The sequence below is a fragment of the Devosia ginsengisoli genome, from assembly GCF_024707105.1.
Lineage (GTDB): Bacteria > Pseudomonadota > Alphaproteobacteria > Rhizobiales > Devosiaceae > Devosia > Devosia ginsengisoli_A.
Genome location: NZ_JANQAJ010000009.1, coordinates 435901 through 460749, shown reverse-complemented (window position 1 = coordinate 460749; position 24849 = coordinate 435901). Strand labels below are relative to the sequence as shown.

Annotated in this window: 24 protein-coding genes; 6 read left to right on the top strand and 18 right to left on the bottom strand. The window is 59.0% G+C overall.

Going from position 1 to position 24849, the window contains the following annotated elements:
- Genes NVV79_RS12165 through NVV79_RS12145 form a run of 5 tightly spaced genes read right to left on the bottom strand, consistent with a single transcriptional unit; the run spans position 1 to position 5926 of the window.
- Positions 1–1005, bottom strand: a complete 1005-nt coding sequence (locus NVV79_RS12165) for a glycosyltransferase family 4 protein (protein ID WP_303989714.1) — start codon at positions 1003–1005, stop codon at positions 1–3.
- Positions 1002–2900, bottom strand: coding sequence for a nucleoside-diphosphate sugar epimerase/dehydratase (locus tag NVV79_RS12160; protein ID WP_303989712.1), 1899 nt, complete (start codon positions 2898–2900; stop codon positions 1002–1004). The genes NVV79_RS12165 and NVV79_RS12160 overlap by 4 nt, the downstream gene beginning before the upstream one ends.
- A gap of 25 nt (positions 2901–2925) precedes the next feature.
- Positions 2926–3636, bottom strand: a complete 711-nt coding sequence (locus NVV79_RS12155; RefSeq protein ID WP_303989709.1) for an NTP transferase domain-containing protein — start codon at positions 3634–3636, stop codon at positions 2926–2928.
- 9 nt (positions 3637–3645) lie between these two features.
- Positions 3646–4671, bottom strand: coding sequence for an N-acetylneuraminate synthase family protein (locus NVV79_RS12150; protein ID WP_303989706.1), 1026 nt, complete (start codon positions 4669–4671; stop codon positions 3646–3648).
- Positions 4652–5926, bottom strand: a complete 1275-nt coding sequence (locus NVV79_RS12145; RefSeq protein ID WP_303989703.1) for a glycosyltransferase — start codon at positions 5924–5926, stop codon at positions 4652–4654. The genes NVV79_RS12150 and NVV79_RS12145 overlap by 20 nt, the downstream gene beginning before the upstream one ends.
- An 18-nt stretch (positions 5927–5944) precedes the next feature.
- Here NVV79_RS12145 and NVV79_RS12140 point away from each other — a divergent pair, with 18 nt between their 5' ends.
- Entirely contained in the window at positions 5945–7066 is a 1122-nt protein-coding gene (locus NVV79_RS12140) for a hypothetical protein (protein ID WP_303989700.1), read from the top strand.
- Here the strand turns inward: NVV79_RS12140 and NVV79_RS12135 are convergent.
- Genes NVV79_RS12135 through NVV79_RS12125 form a run of 3 tightly spaced genes read right to left on the bottom strand, consistent with a single transcriptional unit; the run spans position 7032 to position 10438 of the window.
- Positions 7032–8339, bottom strand: a complete 1308-nt coding sequence (locus NVV79_RS12135) for a hypothetical protein (RefSeq protein ID WP_303989697.1) — start codon at positions 8337–8339, stop codon at positions 7032–7034. The genes NVV79_RS12140 and NVV79_RS12135 overlap by 35 nt on opposite strands.
- Positions 8332–9285: a GSCFA domain-containing protein gene (locus NVV79_RS12130; protein ID WP_303989694.1), complete on the bottom strand. Its 954-nt coding sequence runs from the start codon at positions 9283–9285 to the stop codon at positions 8332–8334. The genes NVV79_RS12135 and NVV79_RS12130 overlap by 8 nt, the downstream gene beginning before the upstream one ends.
- Positions 9278–10438, bottom strand: coding sequence for a hypothetical protein (locus NVV79_RS12125; protein WP_303989691.1), 1161 nt, complete (start codon positions 10436–10438; stop codon positions 9278–9280). The genes NVV79_RS12130 and NVV79_RS12125 overlap by 8 nt, the downstream gene beginning before the upstream one ends.
- A 148-nt stretch (positions 10439–10586) precedes the next feature.
- Between NVV79_RS12125 and NVV79_RS12120 the strand changes: the two genes are divergently transcribed.
- Positions 10587–11663 carry an acyltransferase gene (locus NVV79_RS12120; protein ID WP_303989688.1) on the top strand — a complete coding sequence of 359 codons (1077 nt, stop codon included), beginning with the start codon at positions 10587–10589 and terminating at the stop codon, positions 11661–11663.
- 71 nt (positions 11664–11734) lie between these two features.
- On the opposite strand, the gene NVV79_RS12115 is transcribed toward NVV79_RS12120, so the two are convergent.
- Together NVV79_RS12115 and NVV79_RS12110 are read right to left on the bottom strand one after the other, a co-directional pair.
- Positions 11735–12322 carry a hypothetical protein gene (locus tag NVV79_RS12115; protein WP_303989685.1) on the bottom strand — a complete coding sequence of 196 codons (588 nt, stop codon included), beginning with the start codon at positions 12320–12322 and terminating at the stop codon, positions 11735–11737.
- 227 nt (positions 12323–12549) lie between these two features.
- On the bottom strand, positions 12550–13077 hold the full coding sequence (locus NVV79_RS12110; RefSeq protein ID WP_303989683.1) for a hypothetical protein: 528 nt from the start codon (positions 13075–13077) through the stop codon (positions 12550–12552).
- A 237-nt stretch (positions 13078–13314) separates the two neighbouring features.
- Here NVV79_RS12110 and NVV79_RS12105 point away from each other — a divergent pair, with 237 nt between their 5' ends.
- Genes NVV79_RS12105 through NVV79_RS12090 form a run of 4 tightly spaced genes read left to right on the top strand, consistent with a single transcriptional unit; the run spans position 13315 to position 16926 of the window.
- Complete coding sequence (locus NVV79_RS12105) at positions 13315–14256, top strand: ATP-grasp domain-containing protein (protein WP_303989681.1); 942 nt, start codon at positions 13315–13317, stop codon at positions 14254–14256.
- Positions 14257–14259: 3 nt separating this feature from the next.
- A complete protein-coding gene (locus NVV79_RS12100) occupies positions 14260–15303 on the top strand; it encodes an N-acetylneuraminate synthase family protein (protein ID WP_303989678.1) in 1044 nt (347 codons plus the stop codon).
- Positions 15279–16151: an NAD-dependent epimerase/dehydratase family protein gene (locus tag NVV79_RS12095; protein ID WP_369684722.1), complete on the top strand. Its 873-nt coding sequence runs from the start codon at positions 15279–15281 to the stop codon at positions 16149–16151. Before NVV79_RS12100 ends, NVV79_RS12095 begins: the two co-directional genes overlap by 25 nt.
- Positions 16144–16926, top strand: a complete 783-nt coding sequence (locus tag NVV79_RS12090) for a 3'(2'),5'-bisphosphate nucleotidase CysQ (protein WP_303989676.1) — start codon at positions 16144–16146, stop codon at positions 16924–16926. The genes NVV79_RS12095 and NVV79_RS12090 overlap by 8 nt, the downstream gene beginning before the upstream one ends.
- A gap of 5 nt (positions 16927–16931) precedes the next feature.
- On the opposite strand, the gene pseG is transcribed toward NVV79_RS12090, so the two are convergent.
- The 8 genes from pseG to pseB are packed head-to-tail and all read right to left on the bottom strand — an operon-like array spanning position 16932 to position 24849.
- Positions 16932–18482 (bottom strand): UDP-2,4-diacetamido-2,4,6-trideoxy-beta-L-altropyranose hydrolase, encoded by a 1551-nt coding sequence (gene pseG, locus NVV79_RS12085; protein ID WP_303989673.1) that lies wholly within the window; start codon positions 18480–18482, stop codon positions 16932–16934.
- Positions 18479–19153, bottom strand: coding sequence for a PIG-L deacetylase family protein (locus NVV79_RS12080; protein WP_303989670.1), 675 nt, complete (start codon positions 19151–19153; stop codon positions 18479–18481). Before NVV79_RS12080 ends, pseG begins: the two co-directional genes overlap by 4 nt.
- Positions 19153–20136, bottom strand: a complete 984-nt coding sequence (locus tag NVV79_RS12075) for an aminotransferase class III-fold pyridoxal phosphate-dependent enzyme (protein ID WP_303989667.1) — start codon at positions 20134–20136, stop codon at positions 19153–19155. The genes NVV79_RS12080 and NVV79_RS12075 overlap by 1 nt, the downstream gene beginning before the upstream one ends.
- A complete protein-coding gene (locus NVV79_RS12070) occupies positions 20085–21182 on the bottom strand; it encodes an aminotransferase class III-fold pyridoxal phosphate-dependent enzyme (protein WP_303989663.1) in 1098 nt (365 codons plus the stop codon). The genes NVV79_RS12075 and NVV79_RS12070 overlap by 52 nt, the downstream gene beginning before the upstream one ends.
- A complete protein-coding gene (locus NVV79_RS12065; RefSeq protein ID WP_303989659.1) occupies positions 21179–22054 on the bottom strand; it encodes an aldo/keto reductase in 876 nt (291 codons plus the stop codon). Before NVV79_RS12065 ends, NVV79_RS12070 begins: the two co-directional genes overlap by 4 nt.
- Positions 22047–22697, bottom strand: coding sequence for a class I SAM-dependent methyltransferase (locus NVV79_RS12060; protein WP_303989656.1), 651 nt, complete (start codon positions 22695–22697; stop codon positions 22047–22049). The genes NVV79_RS12065 and NVV79_RS12060 overlap by 8 nt, the downstream gene beginning before the upstream one ends.
- The gene (gene pseC, locus NVV79_RS12055) at positions 22694–23839 is read right to left on the bottom strand and encodes a UDP-4-amino-4,6-dideoxy-N-acetyl-beta-L-altrosamine transaminase (RefSeq protein WP_303989653.1); all 1146 of its coding nucleotides are present in this window, start codon (positions 23837–23839) and stop codon (positions 22694–22696) included. The genes NVV79_RS12060 and pseC overlap by 4 nt, the downstream gene beginning before the upstream one ends.
- Positions 23836–24849, bottom strand: a complete 1014-nt coding sequence (gene pseB / locus NVV79_RS12050; RefSeq protein ID WP_303989650.1) for a UDP-N-acetylglucosamine 4,6-dehydratase (inverting) — start codon at positions 24847–24849, stop codon at positions 23836–23838. The genes pseC and pseB overlap by 4 nt, the downstream gene beginning before the upstream one ends.

The window sequence follows — 24849 nt, the reverse complement described above, 5'->3', positions numbered from 1 at the left end:
TTAGGCTGCGTCGGGCCGTCCGGCCCCCAACCGCAATGCAGCGATGCCGGCCAGCATGTAAGTGCCGGCCGCTATTATCCAGGCATGATCCGGCCACTGTCCTGCAAGCCAGGCGGCTGGTAGCACCAGGACAATATTGGCGGCAATCAGGCCCAGCGTTACTGTACGATGTCCGCCGAGCAGCCGCGAGACCCGCTGGTAGGTGTGGCTTCGATGCGCCTGGAAGACGTTCTTGCCGTCCCGGAAGCGACGCAACAGGGTGACCGTGGCGTCCGCTGCGAAGGCTACGCCGAGAATTGACCATTGCCAGAGGCTGAGCCATCCCAGCTTACTCGTGGCAATGGCTATGGCGAGGATCAGGAAGCCCAAAAACGTACTGCCAACGTCGCCCATGAAGATTTTAGCAGGCGGCCAGTTCAGGGCCAGGAAGGCCAAGGTTGCCGCAATTGCCGAAAGTGCAAGCAGGCCCAGGGCGTGTGTCCATGGCTGGTTTGCGGCCTGGGCCGCGAGTAGCAATGCTGCGGCGAGCATGAACACCGCTTGCGCCCCGGCAAATCCGTCTATCCCATCCATGAAATTGTAGAGATTGACCCACCAGACGCCCGCAACGATCAGCAGCGCCGCCATCAGAACTGCTCCCATGACATTGCCCGTCTGCCAAGGGGAGGTGAGCGCGATGACCAGGATACTAACCAGTATCAACTGCACGAGCAGCCTCAGCGTAGCCGGCAGAGACCAGCGGTCATCGGCAAGGCCGAGAACCGCAATAGCGGCGGCCAGGACAACCATCGTCAACGTGTCGAAATCCGATGCAGCGCCAATGAGCAGAATGCCAAAGACCGTGCCGAGCGCAATGCCGACGCCACCGCCAGTAGGTGTCGGCGCAACATGGGAGGAACGCTCATTGGCTTGCTGAAGCAGCCCCAGGGACGCAGCCCGCCGAATAAGCGCCAGGGCCGTTGCTGCACTTATGGCGGCCGATACGAGAACCATGAGGAAAATCATGTCATACTCTTGTCGTCGACCGCAGCATTCGTGGAATTTTTGGCGTTCACGAGATCGAACAGGATCCGCCGGGCAACAGGCTCATCCTCGTCGAGAAGCGCCCGCTCGAGCCGCATAATTTTCTGGTCGAGGCTATCGAATGGCCAGACTGTCGGAGCAGCCTTCAGGATCATCGGCTGCCTGGTTCTTTCAACGCTTGCCGGATCATAGAAGAGTTCTTCGTGGGTCTTTTCGCCGGACCGCCGTCCCGTGACTGTAATAGCGATGTCGCCATCGGGGTTGTTGGCGTCGCGAATTGTAAGGCCGGCCAGATGTATCATGTTCTCTGCCAGATCGCGGATGCGGACGGGGTCGCCCATTTCCAGCAGGAAGGTGTCGCCCCCTTCGGACATGGTCGCGGCCTGGACAATGAGTTCTGCCGCCTCATGGATGGACATGAAATAGCGGGTCATTTCATTGTCGGTGACAGTAACCGGGCCGCCGGAGGCGATTTGTTCCTTGAAGAGCGGGACAACAGAGCCATTTGAGCCCAGCACATTGCCGAACCGTACGGTACAGAATTTCTGCCGGGTGTCTTCAATGCGCGCCCGATTGGCGTAATAGCCGACGATAAGTTCGGCCCAGCGCTTGGTTGCTCCCATGACGTTAGGGGGACGAACGGCCTTATCGGTCGAAATCAGGACGAAATTCTCTACGCCCGCGTCGAAGGACTCGGTCGCGATGACATTGGTGCCAAAAACGTTGTTGCGAATGCCCTCCAGCGCGTTTGCTTCAACCAGCGGGACATGCTTGTGCGCTGCAGCGTGGAAAACGACCTGCACGCCGTGTGCCTTCAAGGTCCGCCGCACCAGCGCCCGATCTCCAACGGAGCCGAGTACCGGCACGATCTGCAGGTTTGACCGCAGCGCGCGCTCGATCTGATAGAGAGCAAACTCGTTGGCTTCGAGCAGCACCAGTTTTCTGGGGCGCCATTTGGCAATGAGGCGACATAGTTCCGAGCCGATGGAGCCGCCCGCGCCGGAAACCAGGATCACCCTTTCCTCAAGAATTTGCTGCAGCAATTCGGGATCGGCAGGGACCGCCGACCTGCCGAGGATGTCATCTATGTCGATTTCGCGGATCTGGCTTATCAGATAGCGCCCCGAGGCGATGTCCGAAATGGCCGGGACCGCACGGATCTTGAGTTGATGCTGCGCCAGGTCGGCGACAATCTGCTGTCGGCGCTGTGCGCTGATCGACGGCATGGAGAGGATCACCTCGGTGACGCCGGTTGTTTGCAGAAGTCGCCCAATCTGGGCTGGCGAATGGACACGGATTCCGGCGACGTCTCGGCCATGCATGGCCCTGTCGTCGTCAAGGAAGCCGGCGACGTAAAGGCTTCCATCGCGACGCAGGGCCGTGGCCAATTGTGCACCGGCGGCACCGGCACCGTAGATCGCGACCTGCCCGGCATATTTACGGCGCATCGGCGACCACAGCAGGTATTTGGCCGTAAACCGGCTGCCGCCGACAAAAAGAATGGCCAGCGCACAATAAATCAGCGGTACCGAGCGCGGCACCGTGCTCAACCGCAGCAGTTCAAACGCGAACAGAACGCAAATCCAGCACAGCGTTGCGAGGACTGCGGCCTTGGCGGTGGTCCACAGGGCGCGGTCCGGCAGGTATCGTATGACCGATCGATACAGGCCGAGGCGCACAAATATCGGGATGGCGACCACTGGGGCGGCCAGCAGCGTCAGCAGATGCAAGAAGTCTGGGGTGTAGATGCGGTTCAGCCGCAGCGCATAGGCGGCCCAGGCGGAAAACAACAGAACCACGAAATCAAAGACCAGGAGAATGAGTCTTTTGAGGCTCCTCGGAACTTTGTTTAGCAGCTTGCTGATTGATCGTAGCACGTGGATGCCGTTTCGAGGTGGGGGTCTATTCGACACTGGCGCGCAGCAGGTTGGGAAGCGTGGCCTGGTCCAGGCGCATGATCAGATGTTCCGCGGCGGCGAAGTCCGCAGGCGTATCGACGGTGTAACGACGGTCCATGTCGAATTGCGTGTCCAGGTCGGCCGGCAATTGGAAGGCCTGATATTTTCTGCCAGGAAACCTGTTGCGGTACATGACCATTGTCGAGTGTTCGCGAATGGGGTCGTTCGCGTCCGTTGCCGCCTCTGCCTCCAGAAAGAAATCGGTTTGTGCGATCTGGACCGAAAGTCCGGTGGGGAGCACAGGCGGTTCGTCCCACCACTGGCAATACTTCATGTGGGTCGTACAGAAATAGTCGGCCTCGGTGATCACAAATTGGCGCAGCGCCTCGGCGATGAGGTCCGGCGTAACGAACGGGTTGTCGCCCGTCAGGAAAATGTTCGTGCTCGATCCGTCGCGTACCGCCGCCGCGACGCGGCCGGCCACGTCGCTTTCGGAGCCACGGAACACATCGATGCCAGCTGCTTTGCCGTAGCGAACAAGCACCTCATCGGCCGTGCGGTCTGTCGTACACAATATTATTCTGTCGACTACGCCGCTCGCACGGGCCGCCTCTACAGCATAGGAAATGAGCGGCCTGCCCCCGAGGGCGTACATGGATTTTCCAGGGAGTCGGGAGCTGTTGAGGCGAGCCTCGATGGTGCAGGTTACTGTCATGGCCGGCCTTCAGAAATCATGTTGCCGAACCGGATCGAGGGCCTCGATGTCCTGATTAAGCGTGCGGCCGATGAAGTCCTCGTATCGCGACGGATCGTTTTCCGCAGCCGGGCGAAGCGAGACCAGGTCGTCGCGGGTCAGGACATGTCCCTGTCTCAGTCCGTCCTTGTAATACAAGCCCTTGCGGAATTCGTGCTGATAGTTCTGTTGCGCTTCGTAGCTGGTCAACTGCTTTTCGCCACTGCCGATCATTTTCTGCGCCAGTTCCATGCGATCGACGAAAGCGTCTACTTCCGAATTGGTCCAGGATATCTTGTGATCGCGGAAAACCTTGCCTTCCCGGCTGTCGGTGAAGTGGAATTCGAAGAGCTGGGCCCCAAGGCCCGCGGCGACTTCCGCCGCCAGTTGGCCCTCATAGTGGTCGGAATAGCCGACGGCGCATTCAAACTGTTTCTGATATTGCTGTATGACCCCGAGATTGATGAATTCGGGCGGGCAGGGATAGGAGGTCGTGCACTGCAGCAATCCGACGCTGGAGGCCCAATCCGGCCCCAGCATCGTGCGGCAGCGGTCGATGACCGCGGTTACTTCGTCGAGACTGGCCAGGCCTGTCGAGAAAATTACCGGCTTTCCCGATCGCACGAAGACGTCGGTGAGCAGGAAATTGGTCAGGTCACCCGAGCCCACCTTGAGGATGTCGATTTCGTCGGCAAGCTCGTGATAGAGGCTCTCGCTCCATACCGAAGCGCAGCTCTGTTTGCCCGATGCCCGTATCTGCCGCAAAAGCTCCCGATACTGCTCCGCTGTCAGCTCGAATTTCTGGAAATGGCGATGCCGGTTCTCGTCAAATTTCGGATTTACCAGGCCATCGGCACTGTAAATCTGCAGTTTGATCACGCCGGCCTTGGACTCGCAGGCCATTTTGACCAATCGGGTCGCGTAGGCGAAGTCACCCTCATGATTGCCGCCGATTTCGAGAATGATCATGGTCTCGCTCGTTCCGGCAAACGGCTTCTTATGCAACGTTCCAACCATGATTTACCTCCGCGGTAGTTTCGCTGGATTTGAGCAGAAAGTGCCCGATCTTGGGGTTGCGTCCAAACACGGAGAAGAACTCGGTGCTGTAGACGTCACAGACCGGATAGCGTTTGAAAATGATCGAACGCTCATTGGTGAAGGTGGCGTTTTCCGCCAGGGGTCGCAAACCCAGTCCGTCATGAAAAAACAGGTTCATCGTCTCCCGCCGAACGGAGTGTACGATGTCCGCGTTGAAGGTGAGAGCCGAGCGCAACGCACCTGATACGACCGCGTCATTATATTGCGCCATCTCATAGATGCACGCCGCATACGCGACTTCGCTGCCGCTTCTGCGGTGATGGTCCATCAGGCACTGGGCTACCGCGTTTTTCTCGAGTGCCTCCGGGTCGGCTCGTTCGACGACTGTCGCCGTGCCGCTGGGGAAGTCGATCGAGGATATGGCATTCCGTTCGCCTCCACAGAAGATAACCACTTCGCTGGGTCGGGCAGCGCTTCGCGATGCAAAGGCCAGCAGGGGCTCTATGCCCTCGACGATGGTGGAGAGTGGAGCGCGCGTGAAATAATTGAGGGTGAAGGCGGGAATGGCAGGGCAGTGGCTGGCGAGGAGCGAGCGCCGGGCTTCAATCAGTTTATCACTGTCATTGGACAGGTTCTTGCCGTGGCGTCTGTAGCTGAAGAGCGGCAGGTTAATATGTTCGCCCTTGCCAGTGCCGCTGAGCGCCAGCCAGATATCGTATCCGTCCTGCATGAGAATTTCGACATTGTAACCGCCGCTGTCGCGCAGGAAATCCGAGCGGATCAGGCAGCAGGCGCCATGCATGGGAATATCGGGACGCTTGGCAAAGTCGATCACGCTGTTCTTGTAGAACTGGCTTGTCGTCTCTCCGCGATCATTGACGAAAAAATAGTCGGTGGACACATAGTCCGCCGCCTGCGACCGGGCTTTTTCAACCATGACCTGGATTGCCGATTCATGGAGGAAATCGTCGGCATCGAGGCGCAGGATGTACTCACCTTCGCAAATCGCCAGAACCTCATTGGCCGCCCGCTTGAGGTTGGTATCTTTTCGGGACAAAATCCGGTCAAACGCATACTGTGCGGCGAATCGAGACAGCTGTGCCTCCACGTCCGTGGAGCCGTTGTCGACAAGAATAATCTCGACGTTCTTGTAGGTTTGGCTAAACACGGACTCAATGGCGCTATCCAGATACTGCCATTGATTGTGGTTTAGTATGTAAACCGTAACTCTCATCTATTTCCGAGTTCTATCTTGATATTGCTGATCAAAGAGCATGAGCCAATCGCGAACATGACGGCTTCAGGCAACAAGCCCTGGCGTACCCAGAAGATGTTTCTGGACCTGACCAGGGAGGGGGTTGACTGCCGATTGTTCATGAGCTCCTTTGATCATTGGACGAAGACACAAACATCGCGCCATCAGCTTACAGCCGAGTTCAGCCAAGCTGAACTCCTTCATGCGCCAGGATATCCGCGCAACAATAGTATTCTCCGCCTGGTTTCCGGAGTTGTTTTCGCTTTCCGTTTCCTGCTGGCAGGACTGACGGGCCCCCGCCCAAGCCAGATCGTGGTCGCTTGCCCCGGCCTGCTGATCATCATGGTCGCACTTTTATTGAAGCTGCGATACGGCTGCAAGGTCTGCATCGACCTCCGTGACAACTGGCCCTCGACCTTGAGCGGCTTTTTTCCGGCGAAGCTGCGCCCGGCCGTCAAGGCGGGATTCACCTGGTGGCTGGCTATCCTGCTCAGACTTGCCGACGATATCGTGGTGCCCAGCGAGAACCTGCGCGAATTCGCCATGAGGCTGGTCGACAAGCCGATCATCAAGATCCCCTTCCTGCTGGACCGGGATCGCGTTGCCGACATGGCTCCGCGCGATGATGGCGGGGATATGATGTTTCTCGGTTCGCTGAACAGCTTTTTTGACTATGACGTCTTTGAGCAGGCCGCGTCATACTGTGCAGCGAATGAGATTGTATTTCACATTCTGGGGGACGGCGATTTCCTGGAGGATGTCCGTGGCAGATTTGCCGGCAGCGACCATGTGCATATTCATGGCCGCGTGTCGTACGATGAAGCCATCGCCATTTCGCATCAGTGCCGAATTGGGCTCTATCCATATCGGCGGAATATGGGTTTTGATAATCACGAGACCAACAAGCTGACCGATTACCTGGTGATGGGACTGGTCGTATATTCCTCCGTGCCGCTGCCTATCGATGCGGCGTATTTCCGCACATTTCCGTCGCTTCCGGACGACAGTGCTGCGGCGTTCCCCAGTAAGCAGGACATCCGGGAATACGGGATGTCCTTGTTTGTGGGTAGCTATCTGGACCGTTTCATTGCGAGCGGATTGTACGCAGCCAGTCCCTGATCTGCGTATAGGTTTGCGCGTGGGACACCAGGTGCGCATTCGCCGTCACCAGTTCGCGCGCCTGATCATAACCTTCCTGGTGTGCGAATAGAGACGGGATGCCCCGGACCGCGGCGGACAATCCCATTGTGGACGATCCGGTAATGACACCGTCCCTGTCCCGCAGGGAGAGCGAACTTTCGATATCTTCTGCGCGTTCGTAGGACAGGTTTTTGCGCGCGATTACCTCCGGCAGGCGCTCGGCACGGACGACGGCACGAGGATGACTTCGCAAGGTGAACTCGAGATGCGGGAAGTCCTCGGACATACGCAAGGCCAGAACCGTTGCGTCGTCGGCAAACCGCGGCTGCATTGCTATGAGAATGCCGCGAGACGCCCCGGCTGTCTCGCCGATCGTCCCTCCCGTCGCGTCACCGGATATCAGTTCGACCTTGGCATTGCCGTAGTTGATCCCCTGGTAGATGGATTCCGCGATGGCGAGCTTGTCGGGAACCGTTCCTGGCATGGTGGCGTCCAGCAGCGCGACAGCAGGGTGCGCGCCGGACAATACACCGTGTTGATACTCGATGGCATTGAGCCCGCGCCGCCGCGCGGCCAACAACATTCCCTGCATGTTGACATCGGCAAACCGGCAAAAGTGGACGGTCTCGAAGCTGTTGGCGTCGAACAGTTTTCCGAACCGGGCGGAAAATCCCGCCAGCCGCGACAGATATGTCAGATGATTACGCCAGAAACCCAGGCGTGAAATGGGCAGGTTCGCCGACATCAGCGCGTCGTATATCGCGACGCCCCAGCGGTACGAACTGGGATGCAGCAACGGCGCCAGGCTGATCGCCTGTGAAATCTGGGCGCTTTCGTCGGGGACAAAAGCCGGCATTGCAGGAGTTGCGAGCACGACAGATTGGCATTGGATGCCGATATTCTTGTTCCAGATACCGGCCGGGCTCTCGTACAGGTCCACCGGATGGTCAAGCCGGAGATCGCCGCTCTGTCCGGCAGGCAGTGGTTTCGGCTTGAGCGCGTTACGCAATTCGCGCCTGAGGGCGGTAATTCCTGAACTCCCGGCGTGGCCGCCCTGTGCAGATGTTCGCCGGTAGAGCTTCATATGGAGATAGAAAAAATACCCGGTGCGGATGGATATGCCATCGATCGTCATCTCGATGGACCGGCTGACATCACGCAGGCGGCGCAGCAGGTCGGTATTGGCGTGATAATCCCGGTCTGCACCGGCATAGAGCGGAGCGTCGTCGGACGGCCAGTCGGTGTCACCCACGCGAGCCGACCAGACCAAGGAACCTGAGACCACGCTTGACGGCCTTCTTTGTCGAGCGCTTGAGATCATGCGTGCTTGGCGGCGCCTGCGTATTTCTCAGGTCTGTCGGCTCCCCGGCATAGGCCGCGAGGAACTCCATCAACTTGCCGACCCCGCTATCCGAGACGTGGCGCTCATCATCTTCCCAGAAGCCGGGTTCACGCTGGAGGGTCTGGGCATGCTCGAAGCTGGGGAAATAGTAGCAGCCGGGTTGCTCGTCCAGGAATTCCTGCAGCGCAGCGTAAAGCGCATATTTCGAGCGTGCATTGGCGACGCGGATGTCTCGCTTCTGGAAGGTGGCATGCAGCGGAACCGGCGACACCGTGAACAGGATATTGACCGCGGGATTGACGGTCCGGATCGCGGCCGCAATGCGGGCCAGGGCGTCCTTGATCTGGGAGACCGTCATGACCCTCAACTCGAGCTGGTCTCCCAAGGCACGCTGAACGGCGAGCGGCGGCAGTTGCCGGCAGACATGCTCGGTTCCGTTATCGACGATCACGATCTGCTCGTTCAGACCGAGCGTCACGGCCACATTATCCACTTGCGCCAGCCAGGCGCGGTCCGCTTGCACTTGCCCGGCGAACCAATCCTGAAGGGTCTCCGGGTTGTCCTCGCGCTTCGATTCCAAGGCCGGTGCATAGGCGGCGCTGCCTGAGCCGAATATCGCCAGCGTGCTGGAATTGCGAGCCAGCGTTTCCAGATAATCGGCGATAGTGGCCGGGGTGTAGAACAGGCCGGCCCTGGTCAGCCGTGCATCTACATTGCGCGCCTTCAACACGCCAACGACGTTCTCGGCGAAGCAGCTGCCAATGGCAAAGAGCTTTCCCGACATCATGTTGCCGGGCAAAATCACGTCTCTGAAGATCGTCTGGCGGTCGCGCCAGCGCATGTTGGGCTTAATCATAGGTGAGCTGCCGGTGCCATTTTGCGATGATCATCAATAGCATGAAATAGGCGGAAAAAAGGAACACCGGATGTATCAGCAGGTGGAACTTGTCCGAGGCGATCATGCTGTCAAGATAGCGTATGTAGAGGAAAAAAACAAAAACAGAAACCAGGCCGAGATTTACCTTGTCCAGGAAAACAAAGGCAAATTTCAGCAACAGTACTTTGATTGCCGTTGAGACGACAAGCATCCCCGCCAGTGTAAAGACGTCCGGACTCATGGCCATGTAGACGCAAGGGAAACTGTCGCCCAGCACGCTTTGATCGGACCGCAGGGAGATCGCGCGGGATACTTCGTGGAAGAAGCTCTTGCCCTCCGATTGTGCCTCGAAGAAGTTCCAGAAGATGGATGTCCTGTCGCTCATGAAGCCCAGCATCTCCGAAACGGCGATGGTGCATGAGGCCTGCTTGCCGGCTCTTTGGATGAACCCGTCGAACACGTCGGACAACGCGCCGGTCCACCAGTAGATCACCACCCCGCCAAGCATGAAGACGCCTAGAAGAAACCCAAGGAATATCGCGCTTTTTTCCCGTATCGACTCACGCCAATACAGCCGGATAATCAGTTCGAAGAACGCGATACGGGCCAGAGGGGAGAATTTGTCGCCGTAGCAAAATGCGAGGACCATCAGGATGGACCACAGGATTGTCCTGTTGCGCGGGCTGATGCGAACCGCCAGGGAGATGACAAAGACCCAGCTTATGGCATTATCGAGTTGACGCAGGTCGGAGACGAATTCCAGATTGGCGAATTCATATCGGTTCAGGCCGGTAAATATCGGCGCGCCGTAGACGATCAGCGGCAGGCAGGTAACCACAACCAGCGCCGCGAAGATCATGTAGAGATGAATGGGCGAAACCTGAGACGGGGAGCGATCTTCGGGCTCGGCCGTGCCGACGGCCCGCGACAGCAGATAGATAACCCAGCAAGCGACGGCGAAGCTGAACAGCATATAGAGAATGGATGTGTCGCTTACCGTCGTGGCAATGTTGCTATTGCGCACGCCGAAACTGGCCACGATCAGGCCGATCAATCCAAAGATAGGATAAAACAGGATCGCGGTAAAATATTTGCCCATTCGCAGTCCTTGCTGCCTGGGCTTATAGCCCATCTTCGCGAATTTTCCTCGCAAATCACTAATAAGATTCGCGTTAAGGTGCGGCCTGCTGCGGCCTACACTGATTGAACTGGTGTGCCATGTATTGCCCCACGAGCCACCCTGTGGCAGTGAGGTTGTCTCTTAGCGTGTGAGGTCCGGTTTGGAAACCGAGCGTCTGAACAACTTTGCGCTCGTTCGGCTATTGCTCGCATTTGCAGTGATAGCGAGTCACACGCCGCTCTTGTTGACGGGCGATATCTCCAGCGAGCCTGGCCTGATGCTCTGGGGCACTCTGCGCCTCGGCCAGATGGCGGTGGACGGCTTTTTTCTGGTGAGTGGCTACCTCATTGCTCAGAGCTTCGAAAATTCCTCCACAATTGGTGTCTATCTCTGGAAGCGGGTTTTGCGAATTTATCCGGCGTTTCTTGTTGCCGCCGCATTCACCGTTGTCGTTGTGGCCCCCTTGGCCGGCGTCCCCTTCACCGAACCAGTGGAGTTCATCAGGCAGCTAGCTGGTGCGCTTGTTCTTTCACGGCCGGTGGCTGAAGGTGCCTTCCAGGGGGTCGGCTTTGGCGACCTCAACGCGCCGTTGTGGACCATCGCCTATGAATTTAGATGCTATGTACTTTTAGGGCTTATTGGGTATCTGGGACTACTTCGAAACACACGGTTCGTAGCGGCCGTCGCTGCGGTGTTTCTGGCTTTGACGGCCACCGGTCTCGTTCCTCGGATTGGTGTCCCGTATATCTCGATGCTGACCGGGGCACTCGACGACAACATACGGCTATGCGGTTATTTCCTCACCGGCACATCATTTTACCTATTCCGCCGTTCTATTGACTATTCACACGCCCTGGCGGCTGTCGCGGCGGTTGCGCTGTTTGGCTTGCTATTCGTGCCTTGGCTGGCGGACCCTGCTCTCGCTTTGTTGGGTGGGTACATTGTCTTTTGGTTCGCATTCAAGGCTCCGGTCCTCTGGCTGAGCACGAGGATACGAGAGGACCTGTCCTACGGCATCTATCTCTATGCCTGGCCGGTGCAATGTGTGCTGATCTACTATCACGTTGCCACCACCGAATGGGCGGTTACGTTGATCGCGACGCTCGGATCGGCCGTCCTTGCGTTGCTGAGTTGGCGACTGATAGAGAAGCCGGCGCTCTCTCTTAAGTCGTGGCGGCCGCAGGCGGCAACCCTGGCCGAGTCTTCCCCGGGCGAGAGCAAAAATGGCGGCCGATAATGCCGCCTGCCGATTGGCACCAAGGGCCTGACCGTGCTCGTTGACGAACACCCCTGGTGGCATGACGTGGTTCAGATGCGCACGTTCACCACGGCGTGCAATACCGCAATATCGGCTTGCGATAGATCCGCCCATTGAACGACCTTTACAGTCCGCTCGAAAATCGCTTCAAAAGTCGCAAATGGTTCGTAGGTAAGCGGTGCCCGGGCGGCATCCAGGGTCGACGTTCTCACCACGTTGGGAAGACTGGATATCCAATTATTGGCGAGAACGAGAACCGGGATTTTGCGAAAGAACATCTCGACCGCGACGGTTCCGGTCGTGGTAGCGATCAGGTTGTCCGTCGCCAGGTTCTCGTCGACTTCGCGCGTACGCGGCAGGAACCCCTCGGTCCGACGTTCCAAAGCGGCGTAGAACTCGTTGTTGCGCCAAGTCGCGCCGCGTAACAGCGCTCCGTCCCCTGGAAAGTTCAGTTGGATGGGATGCTCTTTGACGAAAACCGGCCGCCCGGTGCTGGACAATTCCTCCACACCCTCGATGAGGTCGTAATAGGGGTAGGCATCGGGAAGAGTAGTGCGTTCGGGTTGGAAGTTGAGCAGGAAGACGATGCTGTCCTTGATCGGAGACAGGCCGGGACCGTTTGCCTCGAGCCGCAACAAGACATGTCTCAGCGCGGCGGTTTTGACTATGGTCTTCGTCCAGAACGTCAGTCTGTCGATCAGGTTGCTATTCGAGATGTTGCGCGATAACCCGGCGCTTCCCGCAACATTGTCGCCGACAATGCTGGACTTTACGACATAGAGATAGGCCCTGACGATTTTCGAGAGATTGCGAAGCGGACCCTGCCCGACTTTTCTCAGGCCGTGATAGTTCTTGCGCAGGTCATTCAGCGAGGCAATCTTGCGTTGTTCAGGGGTGAACGAGAATGCTGGCAGACCGGGAATAGTCGTTGCGGAGCCTGGTTGCCGGCTATGGATGTCGCTGAAAATAAATGCTCGCTGGAAGTAACCGGTCTCATCGAAAAAAGAGTCTCGATGCCACGAGCCCTGGCACAGTGGTAAAGTGCAAATTCGTGCGGCATATGCGGCACGGTACGGAAGATGATGCGACGATAGGCTGAGCGGGCCAGCATCTGGTCTGCGTTGGCAAGGACCTGGCGTGCTATAGCTCGAACACTTTCGGTCTTGCCGGTGTAGCAACGCTGGAGGGACAGTTCGATTTCGCGGTGCGCGAGGTCGGGCAAATCGGGAGCAACGTCCTCCCCGGGCCGGTATAGGTCATGTTCGGGAAGAAAGGTTGCGGCCGGTCGCCGTGCCTTTACAACTATGTCCACATGCTTGGGCGCAAATTGGCGTCGCAGCTGTTCGGCCCACGCGGGAGGGTAGGTCAGCATCAGGACAGTTGGTTGAGACATTCGTGGTGTTCCTCGGACATGGTCCCTTCTGGTATAGGGCCTCTACGGTGAGGCAGTTAGCACCATCCGCGGCCGTGCAAAACAGCTCAATGGTGGCAATCTTGGTATGACTGTGGTTTGGGTCGTCGGACTTGCAAAATCAGACGAGATGCCTCACCTGTGCACCGATAGACCTGCTCGGTCGATCTGCGGCGGAGTGGCGTTTGTGGTTACTCCGCATATTCGGAGCGCGACCGTATGACCAGAATTCTGCTGACCGGTGGTGGCGGCGCAGGCAACGAGGCGCTCTGGACATTGTTGAGCCCCAAGTATGAGATTCACTTTGCGGACGCCGATCGCCTCGCCATTGATCCTTCGATTCCGGATAACCAGCGGCACGAAGTTCCATTGGCGAACGATCCACGATTTGTAGAGAGCTTGATAAGGCTCTGCAAAACCCTGGCGATTGATCTCCTGGTCCCTGGTGTGGATGAAGAACTGCCCGTGCTGGCAGCTAACCGCGATGAATTTCTGCCTGTTAGAATTATGTTGCCTGGTTTGGACTACATCGAGTCAATGCTGGACAAGCTCGAGATGGTCGCGGTCCTCCGCCAGAGAGGGGTGACTGTGCCCGCTTCGCGCTTGTTGACGGACGATCTGTCGGACTGGACTTTCCCAAGTATTTGCAAGCCGCGTACTGGCCGGGGCTCCCGCGATGTAAGCGTCCTGAACTCGATCAAGGAAGCCGAAGAGCTGATAGCCAGGCTCGGACTATCTGCGCGATCGATGATGGTGCAGGAAAAGATCGAGGGTACGGAATACACTGTCCAGATGTCGGCCGATGCGAACGGCGATCTGAGGGCAATTGTGCCGGTCAAGGTCGATATCAAGCGCGGAATTACGCTGCGGGCAATAACCAACAACGAACCGGCTGTAACATCCGCCTGTAGGGCGATCCATGAGGCCGTTCGCGCGGTGGGTTGCTATAATATTCAGCTCATGTTGACGCCAGACGGCAGAGCAATCCCGTTCGAAATCAATCCCCGGGTATCTACCACCCTATGCCTTGTTGTCGCGGCCGGCGTTGATCCGTTTTCGAACTACCTTGGCCAGGCAACTGCTGGCGAGCTGCAGACTTACAGACAAGGTTTGCGGCTGCGTCGACACTGGCGCAATCATTTCGACATAGTAAGGACCTAATGCATGAGTGGCGCAAAAAAGCTCAAGGTCGGCGGCCGGTTTATCGGAGACCAAGAACCCTGTTTCGTGATTGCCGAGATCGGGTCCAATCATAATCAGGACCTCGATCTGGCCTTCCGCATGATCGACGCTGCGGCCCGGTCGGGTGTCGATGCCGTCAAGTTCCAGACATTTCGTGCGGATAGCCACTATTCAAAGTTCACGCCTGGCTTCAGCTATCTCGACAATACCGACACGCATTCCCTGATCAAATCCCTTGAGCTGGACCGCTCCTGGCAGGGAAAGCTGAAGCAGCATGCCGAAGAGCACGAACTGGTCTTCTTTTCGTCCCCCTGTGATTCAGACGCGATAGCGGGATTGGCTGCTTTGGATGTTGACCTCTACAAGGTCGCATCCTTTGACATGACGGATCAGCGTCTTGTCGGAGAGCTTGCCGCGACGGGGAAGCCGCTGATCATGTCGACCGGCATGGCCACCTGGTCCGATATCCAGTTTGCGCTGGATGCGGCCATGGGGCGAGGCAATGACCAACTGGTCCTGCTGCAATGCACATCGCTCTATCCGGCGCCGGCGAACCTGAGCAACCTGCGCGCGATGGCGACGATGCGGCAGGCATTCGATGTGCTCGTGGGTTACTCGGATCACACGCTTGGCGATCACGTGGCGCTGGCCGCGGTGGCACTTGGCGCCTGCGTCATCGAGCGGCATTTCACGACGGACCGGTCCTTGCCCGGGCCTGACCATGTCTTCGCGATCGAACCGGACGAAATGTCCGAGATGATGAAGCGGCTGCGCGATATCGAAGCCGCCATGGGCGATGGGCTCAAAAATGGTCCTCGTGCCGAGGAAATGGAAATGGCGCAGAAGGGCCGGCGTAGCCTGCACGCGCTGGTGGATATTCCCGCAGGCACCGTCATTGACAGCTCGATGCTGACGATAAAGCGGCCCGGCCTGGGCATTCGCCCGAGCCTTGAGGCCGAAGTTGTGGGGCGCACCGCGAGAAGGGATATCATCGCGGATCAGTGGATCACGTGGGATATGCTTTGACGACAGTCGTTGTCACCGGTGCCGCCGGCTATCTCGGCGCGCATGTGGCCGATCTGCTCGATCGGCAAGGCTTCACCGCAATAAGAGTGGGGCGGTCTGCCGATTCAGACATCCGCTGCGATCTGCTTGAAAGCCGCGATTGCGAAGCCCTGGTGTCTCGCTATCCCGAAGCCGTGTTCGTCCATTGTGCGGCGGTGGTGCCGTCAGATAGCCGCGGCTATACAGACACGGTCGCCGCCGTCGCCAGCCTCGAAATGGTCAAGAACCTCGCACATGCCCGCCCGCGGCGCGTGGTGTTCCCTTCCTCGATGACGGTCTATCCCGCAGGCGTGGGCATGGCGCGTGAAACCGATGCGCGTACGCCTGACGGCGGGTATGCCTGGGGTAAGCTGGCCGCCGAGCAGGTGCTTCTCGACCAATTGGGAGACCGCACCACCATTCTGAGAATTCCGGGTCTTTTCGGGCCGCCACGCCGGAATGGACTGCTCTATAATGTTGCGCGGAATCTTGCGACGGGTCGGGCGCCGGAGCTTTCGACCACATTGCCGCAATGGTCGGCCATTCATGTCGAGGACGCCGCCGAGATTTGTGTCAGGGCGGCGTTGAGGCCGACAGTTGCCGCCGGTGTCATGAATGCGGGATACAGCGATGCCATGTCCATTCCCGATGCTGTGGAGCGGCTTTCGAGGATATTCGACAATGACGTATCGGTGAGTCCGGCGCCTGCATTTTCGTTCGACCTGACCCGGCTTGAGCGCGAGCTTGGGCCCTTGCGCGGTGATTTTCAAACCCGGCTTGAGCAGCTTGCCGGGTGGGTGAAGCGCGAGGTTGGGCAGCACGATGATTGACCATCTCCAAGGCATATTGCTGGAACTTGGGGTCAGGCTTCTCCGCTGGCGCGCCGAAGGCGCGGTCGAGGGTGTATGGCAAGGCACGCAGTTCAAGGCGGAAGCCGATCTGCGATCGCATGACTTCATCAGTGCCGGGCTGCTCAAGGCCTGGCCAGATATCCCGGTTGTCAGCGAAGAGGACGCCGCATCTCTGGTTCACCCCAGGCCGGATCGATACTGGCTGATCGATCCAATTGATGGCACGGCGAGTTTCTGCAACGGCTTCGATGGTTTCGTAACCCAGGCAGCGTTGATAAAGGACAAGAAGCCGGTTCTGAGCGTGGTGCACGCTCCTGCGCTTGGCCTGACCTATTGCGGCAGCGGCGATGGTGACGCGACCTGCAACGGACGCGTTCTCAGGTTGGAGCAAACTCCGCCGGCGCGTCCGGTTCTGATCGACAACTACCCCGAACCACGCGGCATTGCCCAGGCGCTGTTTCAGGGGCTGCCTTGCGGGGGCTATGTCGAGAGTGGGAGCCTCGGGCTGAAGATATGCCGGGTGGCAGACGGGACTGCCGATCTCTTTGTGAAAGATGTCGTCGTCAAGGACTGGGATCTGGCACCGGCCGATCTCATTCTTCGGCTTGCGGGCGGTGTGCTGACCACCTTGGCAGGCGAAGACATCCCCTATGCCGGCGATTACGCCCGACAGGGCATCGTCGCTGCCGCCAATACCGGCCTGGCCGTCCAGGTGGATCGATGGCTGAAGGATGCCGGGCCCTCCAGGGCTTGATGAACCTACGTCTGGTGGATCACGGCCCCCAGTTCACATTGAAACTGCAGAAGCTCGGCATCGGATTCGTGTTCGGAAAATCCCAGGCGGCGGAAAACGGCGGCCGAGGCCGGATTGGAGCGCTTCACACGTGCCCTCAGGACGGTGTCCGGCGGGAGCGGTAAATTGCGGGCGCCCAGCCGAATGAGTTCGCCCCCCCAGCCCCGGCCACGAACCAGGCGGTCCAGCGCGTAATCTATCCAGAGGCCGTCGTCCTGCCGATCGAACCGAACCTGCCCAACACCCACATCCGAGGCTTCCAGTACATACAGCCATGAGCCGGCAGCGCCCAGCTTTCCCGCAAACCACCGCAAATGGTCGTCCAGCGGAATTGCCGCGCTGTTGATTGCGTTGGCCCGGTTCGCCGTGTCATTGGCCCAACTGAAATAGTCGAGCATGTCATCGGCCCGGGCAGGCCTGCAGGAGAGTTTGCCGATCACGGTCGGCATCATGAATTCGGCAATGCGCGCGGTGCCAAGGCCATCGACCATTGCCTGTCCCTTCAGGGACTGTGTCTGCAGCCGCGCCGGGCTATCGAGCAATTCGCGCAATTGACTGCCGAAGGCTGTCGCGTCGAGGTCGTCCAGCCTCCCGGCATAGGTGATCAATCCGGCCGCCGCCAGTTCATTGCAGATGGCCTCCTGATTGGGTGCCAGGCTGATCACCACGGAGGGCAGCCCGACGCAGAACCGTTCCCAGGTCGCGCCGCCGCCGGCGCCGATGGCCAGGTTGGCAGCAACCATCAGATCGACAAGGCTAGGCAGGTTGCTGTGCAGCTCCGTGCCGGGCCGTCTGGCAACCAGCGCTTCGACCGCCTCCCGGTGTTCGTGATTGACGCCCAGAACGACATCGAGATGAAGATGCGAAAATTCCGGCCGGGCCAAAATAGATACCAGAAAGCCGGTCAGGTTCGTTCGGTCGGAGCCGCCGACAAAGACAAGAACGCGGTGAACGCCCGCTTCGCCAGCAAGCTTATGCCTGTGTTTGCTGGCAAAGACCCGTTGCAGAAGGGCATATCGCGGGCCGAGCCAAAGTGCACATTGGGGGGGCACGAGATCGGCATAACGCGCGTCCGGATCCTGGAAATAGTTCTGGTCCAGCACGGCGTCGCTCTGATGTGTCCGGTTCGCCAGGTCATCGATGGCCAGCAGCTTGGTCCCCGATGAGCGCACGAGCGTTTCCCAGCGAGCGTCGAGCCCATAATGGTCAACCACCACCCAGTCTGCGTTCCATTCGGAGATTGTCGCGAGGGTCTGCTCCGCGTCGACTGCCCAGCTTGCCCCGATCCATTGCGAATAGGCCGGTGCTTCTGCGGAAGGGGCAAGTGCTTCGAGCGGTAATAGCGTTACCGCGAATCCGTGTGCCTTGATGCGCTCGGCCAGATTGCCCGCGTGATCCCGGCAGACGAAGCGTATCCGCGCGCCTCGATCCGCAAGAGCCTGCGCCAATGCCAGGCTGCGCATCACGTGACCCGTGCCCATATCGAGGGAGGCATCGGCGCGAAAAACGATTTTCATGCGAGGTGGCGGCCCAGGACGAAGGCTTCGGCCGCGTCTACCCCTATCGTGGCTCCACGCCACCTGGCCAGTGCCGCGACGCCCTCCATTGACCTTGGATGAGGCCATGCCCGCATTTCCATGGCATAGGCGTCCAGCGCCGCCATCTTGGCTTCAAACGTCGCCGAGATATCTTCAAACCAGGTCGGCGCGAATGTCGGGGCCGAACCCGGAATTTGCCATTCGGTGCTGGAGGCGACCTCAAAGAACCGCAATGACTTGACGGGATGCCCCGCCTGCGGGCGACATGCTGCGGTGATCGCCTCATGAATGAGCCGATGGTCGACATTGACGTCTCCGGCATGGTGGGTCAGCACCAGGTCAGGCTGATATTCGTCAATGCGCTGCTCGACGGATTTGATGATGTCCAGCAGGGGGACGCTGTCCATGCGATTGTCGGGAAATGCCCCGAAACTCGGTGCGTTGGCGCCCAGAATGCGCAAGGCCGTTCTGGCGGCCTGCTGCCGCCGGATGAGTTCGGCGTCATCGACCTGGGCGCGGGAATAGACACCATCGGCCAGGAAAGCGACGTTCACGACGGCGCCTGTTCGTACATATTTGGCGATCGTGCCGCCGCATCCAAGCACCTCGTCATCGGGATGGGCGGCAATGACGAGGACATTTTGCGTCATCAGTTGAGCCTCGCGAAGCCGGCGTGAGCAATGGGTCCTTTTAGCAGTCCCGTCACGTCGCGGCCATTTTCGCACTCGGCAATCAGGCCGAATACCGGGTCCAAAGCCTCCAGAAAGGCCGCGAGGCGGGCCGGGGTATGCTCGGTGCTCACATATACGCTGTTGCCGGCCAGATACCCCTTGCCCAGCATCTCCTGGGTGATGAGCGTCTTGTAGGCCAGGGCATTCTTGCTCTGGATGGTGAAACCGGAAAGGGCCGGCAGTCCCCACAGATCGATCTGCAGCCCATGTCGTGTCGCCAGCTCGGTCCAGCCCTCCCGTATCTTCAGGCCGGTCGCCGTAATTGTATCCCAGGACGCCTCTCGTTCCATGACGTCGAGGGTCTTCAGGGCGGCGGTGGGGCCGATCCGTTCGGTCCAGAATGTGCTGGAGATAAACGTGGTCTGCGCCGCTTCCATGATCTCGCGCCTGCCGATGACCGCCGTAATGCCATAGCCATTACCCATGGCCTTTCCGAACAGGGCCATGTCCGGCTCGACACCGTATAGCTTGTGCAGGCCGCCAAATGTCTGGCGAAACCCCGAGGTGCATTCGTCAAAAATGAGGACGATGCCATGCTCGGTCGCCAGTTTGCGAACGCTCTCCAGGAAGCCCTCGGCAGGCCCCCGGTTGCGCGACACTTCCATCTTTATGACGCCGATATCATGCTCGGCAATGAGGCGTTCGAGCTGATCGAGCGCATTGTATTGAAATGGAAAAACCGATCCGCGGAGTTCCTGGGGCACTCCATTGGGCTCCAGCCCGGGCAGCAAATGGCCTGCGAGATTCTTGCCGTCGCTCAGGTTTGCGGCGAGATACCAGTCATGCCAGCCATGATAGCCGCAGATGGCGACCTTGTCGCGACCGGATGCTGCGCGGGCGATGCGGACGGCTATGGCATTGGCCTCTCCCCTGATCGGGCAAACCGCGCCATGTCCGCCCACGGATGCATCTCTACGAGCTTCTCGGCCAGATAGACTTCTTCCGGGCAATTGAGCGTGGACATGTTGCCTGCATCAACGGTTTGCCGCACTGCATCATCGACCTCCGGGTGGCCGTATCCGAGAATGTTGGTGCCGACGCCCATGATCGAAAAATCGATATAGGCGTTGTCGTCCAGGTCCCAGACCGTGCAACCCTTGGCCCTGCTGAAATAACTTGGCCACAGGTCGGGCAGGAACATTTCGGATCGCTTCGACAGCAGCATATTGCCACCGGGGATGACCCGTTTCGCCCGCGACCAGAGCTTTTGACCTTTGCCCATTTCAGTCCCCGAATTTCGTTTGAATTTCTGATTCGCCGCAAAAAGATCCGGCCTTGCCGAACTGAGTTTCAGCACGTCGGTCCAGCTAAAATCCAGTCGCGGGTGAAAATGCGCGAAAACCGACCGGACAACTGCCAGGTCTTCCACCTCGTCGACCGTCCAGCGGTTGCCGGACGCATCCGTCCCATTGGCGAAATTGGCGGTGCGAAACTGGCCGGACTGGCGCGTGTAGAGGGTGACATGCTCACGCTCCGGTCGCTCCCGTGCATCCTGCCAGGTCGCCTTGAGCGCGGCATATTTGAATGCCTCTACGTCGATCCCGTCCGGGAATGTCGGTGGCTGGACGTTGGAGGCGTAGTCGACCAGGTCGTCCCTGGCCAATCGGACTACGTCATCGACAACCTGCGGATCGACCAACGGACAGTCACCGGTGATCCTGACGATAATGTCGTCTTCCCGGGCATTGCCGACGGCCTGATAGAATCGATCCAGCACGTCATCTTCGCTGCCCTGGAACACGTCATGGCCGCGTTGGATCAGATGCGCGACCATCCCGTCGTTGTTCGGATTGTCCGACGTAGCAACCACGATACGATCGATCTCGCGCGACAGCGATAGTCGCGCCAGCAGCAGTTCGATCATGGGCTTCCCCTCGATCAACTGCATGACTTTGTTGGGGAACCGGGACGACCCCATTCGCGCCTGCACGACGGCGATGGTGCTCACAGACGACTCCAGTTGGAAGGTTCGATCAGATTCAGGTCGGTAGAGGACAGGTCGTCGGGGGCGCGCGTCAGCAAGGGCTTGGACGATGCGGCCAGGATTTCCTCAAAATGGGCCAGCGAGTTGACACCCACAACCACATTATCGACCGCTGCATGCCCAAGCACGAAACCAAGGCAGGCCTCGATCGGGGTCATTCGCGTCTCGTCCAGGAATTGCTGCCAGCGGGCCCATAACGCATCCCATCGGTTGAAACCGGATGGGCGCGACGTTGAGGACATCAGGAGCAGACCTTGCAGAAATGCCGAGCGCGTGTGGACGATGACCCCAGCTTCGTTCAATCGCGCCAACCAGCCGGTGTCCACCAGCCGCCGATCGAGGATGTTCAGCGGAGCCTGGATAATGTCGGGCGGATATGGCGCGAACAAGTGCTCGAGTTCGCCTGGATCATATATCGAATAGCCGATTTTTTTTACCAGACCGGCATTCTGGCAGTCCCGTAACGCCTCGTAGAGGGCGCGGCCGCGCTCGGCCCGCAATTGCGCCGGCTGGTGCAGGAGCAGGCCGTACAAGGCAGAAATATCCAGCCGCTTCAAAGACTGCTCGAGTTGGGAGCGCACCCAGTCGCCGATGTCGGAGATATCGGGCGGGACGCCCGGCATCTTGGAGATCACGTGGTGCGACTGCACGCCGATGCGGCCGAGGGTCTGTTCGCTCGTGCCATAGGCGATGGCGGTGTCGAGCGTATCCACGCCGACCGATTGAGCGGCGCGGACGATTGTTTTGGCCGCTTCGAAAGGGACAATTCCGCCTGCATTGGCGATGCCGTAATCCAGGCCAAACTGGACGGTGCCCAGGGCAAGTCGGCTAGTCATCTGAGGCCGGCGACTTGCGGATGACAGTCGTTGCCACCCATTCGGAACGATCATCGGTAAAATGATCCGACCCGTGATGCTGAACCGAACTTGCAAGGCAGGTATAGTCGGGATGCCAGTCAAACAGGCGCTTGTAGTCCATCTTGTGGGAAAAGATGCCTGGCTTGTGATGATAGGGCCGACGAACCGGCGCTGGGGAATAGAAATCCTGAATTACGATCCAGCCGCTGCGCTTGAGGACGCGATGTGCCTCCCCGGCTATCCTGAAGAGGTCGTCCACGTCACACAGGTAAAGGCAGAAGCCGAAGATGACGATATCGAATTGACCGTCTGCAAATGGCAGGGCGTCGGCGGTGCCCTGAACGGCCGGCACGCCCCGGCGGGAAGCCGCCTCCACGGCCTTGGCCGAAGGGTCGATGCCCGCAACCGTCATATGGAGGGTATTTTTGATCCAGGCGAGGCGCAAACCCTCGCCACAGCCGATCTCGAGGACGCTCAGCGGGGCCCGGCTGTCCCGCGCGATTGCCTGAATTTGTGCGGCAATCTGATCCTGGGTGGAGAAATCCTTGTTCTGGATGCCGGCATGGTTTCTGGCGAACCATGCATCACCCTCGGAGCCGAGAAAGACGTCCTTCTGTTTCATGACGCACGGACCGCGGCTTGAATCTCGCGGATCACGATGTCAACCTGATCGTCGGATATGGCTCCAAAGATCGGCAGCGATATTGCCCGGTCGTAATACCGTTCGCTGCGAGGGAATTGCCCGGTGCGGAACCCGAGCTTCCTGAAGTCCGGCTGGGTATGAACGGGGATGTAGTGGACATTCACGCCAATGCCGCGAGAGCGCATTCGCTCGAATACCGCGCGTCTGCGATCTACCTGCACGGTGTAGAGATGAAGCGCAGATGTGGTTCCTACATCCGGAGCGAGGTGCTCGATCGGTCCATCGACGAAGGCGGCATCGTAGCGCGCGCGCACCTTGTGACGGCGGGCCACCCACGCGTCGAGATGCGCCATCTGACTGACCCCCAGAGCCGCATGGAGTTCGCTCATCCGGTAGTTGTAGCCGAGGCAGGTTTGCTCGTAATACCAGGCGCCTTCGTCCTTGGCCTCCAGATCGTCGATGTCCCTGGTGACGCCATGCGAGCGGAACAGGCGCATTTTGCGCGCCAGCTCGGCAGACCTGGTCGTGGCCAGCCCGCCTTCCGCGGTGGTGATGATCTTGACCGGGTGGAAGCTGAAGACTGTGATATCGCTATAGCGGCAGTCGCCGACAATGGTGTCCCGATAGCGCGCGCCGATCGCATGGGACGCGTCTTCGACAATGGCGAAACCATATTGTTCGGAAAGCGCATGGATGCGCTCCATCTCGCATGGCGTGCCGGCGAAGTGGACGGGGATGACAACCTTGGGCAAGGTGCCGTTGCGCGCGGCAATTTCCAGCTTTTCGGCCAGCGCATCGGGACAGAGGTTGAGCGTGGCAGGGTCGATGTCCACGAAATCGACGGCTGCGCCGCAGTAGCGGGCGCAATTGGCGCTGGCGACGAATGTATTGGGGCTGGTCCATACCGTGTCGCCCGGCCCGACGCCCAGCGCTAGGCAGGCGATATGGAGCGCTGAAGTCGCACTGTTCACCGCCACCGCATGCTCAATGCCGCAATAGGCGGCAACGGAAGCCTCGAAGCGTGGTACCTGCGGCCCCTGAGTCAGAAAGTCCGACTTGAGGACCGAGACCACGGCGGCGACATCCGCATCGTCTATCCATTGCCGTCCATAGGGTATCATTCCGCGTGGGCCACCTTGTTGTAGGCAATGATCTCATCGACAGTGAGAAACTTGGCATTGGAGCTCGAATTATACTCGAAGCCCTGTGGAACGGGTGCGCCGTGTTCGCCTATCTTGTTGACGCCGAAGTTGTTCCCGCGCTCGGAATAGCTGATCGTGGGCGTGATGACGAAGTGATCGTCAAATTCCAGCGTGAGATGGGAGTCGTCGGCGGGGCACATCGTTTCGTGGATTTTTTCGCCTGGGCGGATACCCACGATCTCCTGGGGAAGGCCCGGGCCCATAGCCGTTGCCAGGTCCACGATCCGTACAGAGGGGATCTTTGGAACAAAGATCTCGCCGCCGCTCATGCGCTCGAAGTTCTTGAGCACAAAATCCACGCCCTGCTGCAAGGTGATCCAGAACCTGGTCATGCGGTCGTCGGTAATGGGCAGCGATTTCGCCTGCGCGTCGATCAACTTCTGGAAAAACGGCACGACTGAGCCGCGCGAACCAACGACGTTGCCATAACGAACGACAGCGAAACATGTCGGGCGGGATCCAGCCATATTATTGGCCGCGACGAACAGCTTGTCTGCAGCAAGCTTGGTTGCCCCATATAGATTGATCGGGTTTGCCGCCTTGTCGGTGGATAGCGCGATGACCTTGGCCACATTGTTGGCCAATGCCGCCTGGATGACGTTCTCGGCGCCATAGATGTTGGTCTTGATGCATTCCATCGGGTTGTATTCGGCCGCGGGCACCTGCTTGATGGCGGCCGCGTGGATAACGTAGTCGACCCCCTCCATCGCCATGGTCAGCCGATCGCGATCCCTGACATCGCCGATGAAATAGCGCATGCACGGATATTGGGTATCCGGAAACACCTGCGCCATCTCAAATTGCTTGAGTTCGTCCCGAGAGAATATGATCAGCTTTTTGGGCTTGTACCGGCTCAGTATCGTCTGGGTATATTTCTTGCCGAAGGAGCCGGTGCCGCCCGTGATCAAAACGGTCTTGTCGTCAAACAT

Bases quoted from the DNA above. Each gene is read 5' to 3' on its own strand.
- NVV79_RS12110 (WP_303989683.1), bottom strand. From the start codon at position 13,077: ATGTCTCAACCAACTGTCCTGATGCTGACCTACCCTCCCGCGTGGGCC.
- pseG (WP_303989673.1), bottom strand. From the start codon at position 18,482: ATGAAAATCGTTTTTCGCGCCGATGCCTCCCTCGATATGGGCACGGGT.
- NVV79_RS12080 (WP_303989670.1), bottom strand. From the start codon at position 19,153: ATGACGCAAAATGTCCTCGTCATTGCCGCCCATCCCGATGACGAGGTG.
- NVV79_RS12155 (WP_303989709.1), bottom strand. From the start codon at position 3,636: ATGACAGTAACCTGCACCATCGAGGCTCGCCTCAACAGCTCCCGACTC.
- NVV79_RS12060 (WP_303989656.1), bottom strand. From the start codon at position 22,697: ATGAAACAGAAGGACGTCTTTCTCGGCTCCGAGGGTGATGCATGGTTC.
- NVV79_RS12145 (WP_303989703.1), bottom strand. From the start codon at position 5,926: ATGAGAGTTACGGTTTACATACTAAACCACAATCAATGGCAGTATCTG.
- NVV79_RS12150 (WP_303989706.1), bottom strand. From the start codon at position 4,671: ATGGTTGGAACGTTGCATAAGAAGCCGTTTGCCGGAACGAGCGAGACC.
- NVV79_RS12090 (WP_303989676.1), top strand. From the start codon at position 16,144: ATGATTGACCATCTCCAAGGCATATTGCTGGAACTTGGGGTCAGGCTT.
- pseC (WP_303989653.1), bottom strand. From the start codon at position 23,839: ATGATACCCTATGGACGGCAATGGATAGACGATGCGGATGTCGCCGCC.
- NVV79_RS12100 (WP_303989678.1), top strand. From the start codon at position 14,260: ATGAGTGGCGCAAAAAAGCTCAAGGTCGGCGGCCGGTTTATCGGAGAC.
- pseB (WP_303989650.1), bottom strand. From the start codon at position 24,849: ATGTTTGACGACAAGACCGTTTTGATCACGGGCGGCACCGGCTCCTTC.
- NVV79_RS12105 (WP_303989681.1), top strand. From the start codon at position 13,315: ATGACCAGAATTCTGCTGACCGGTGGTGGCGGCGCAGGCAACGAGGCG.
- NVV79_RS12065 (WP_303989659.1), bottom strand. From the start codon at position 22,054: ATGACTAGCCGACTTGCCCTGGGCACCGTCCAGTTTGGCCTGGATTAC.
- NVV79_RS12130 (WP_303989694.1), bottom strand. From the start codon at position 9,285: ATGATTAAGCCCAACATGCGCTGGCGCGACCGCCAGACGATCTTCAGA.
- NVV79_RS12165 (WP_303989714.1), bottom strand. From the start codon at position 1,005: ATGATTTTCCTCATGGTTCTCGTATCGGCCGCCATAAGTGCAGCAACG.
- NVV79_RS12125 (WP_303989691.1), bottom strand. From the start codon at position 10,438: ATGGGCTATAAGCCCAGGCAGCAAGGACTGCGAATGGGCAAATATTTT.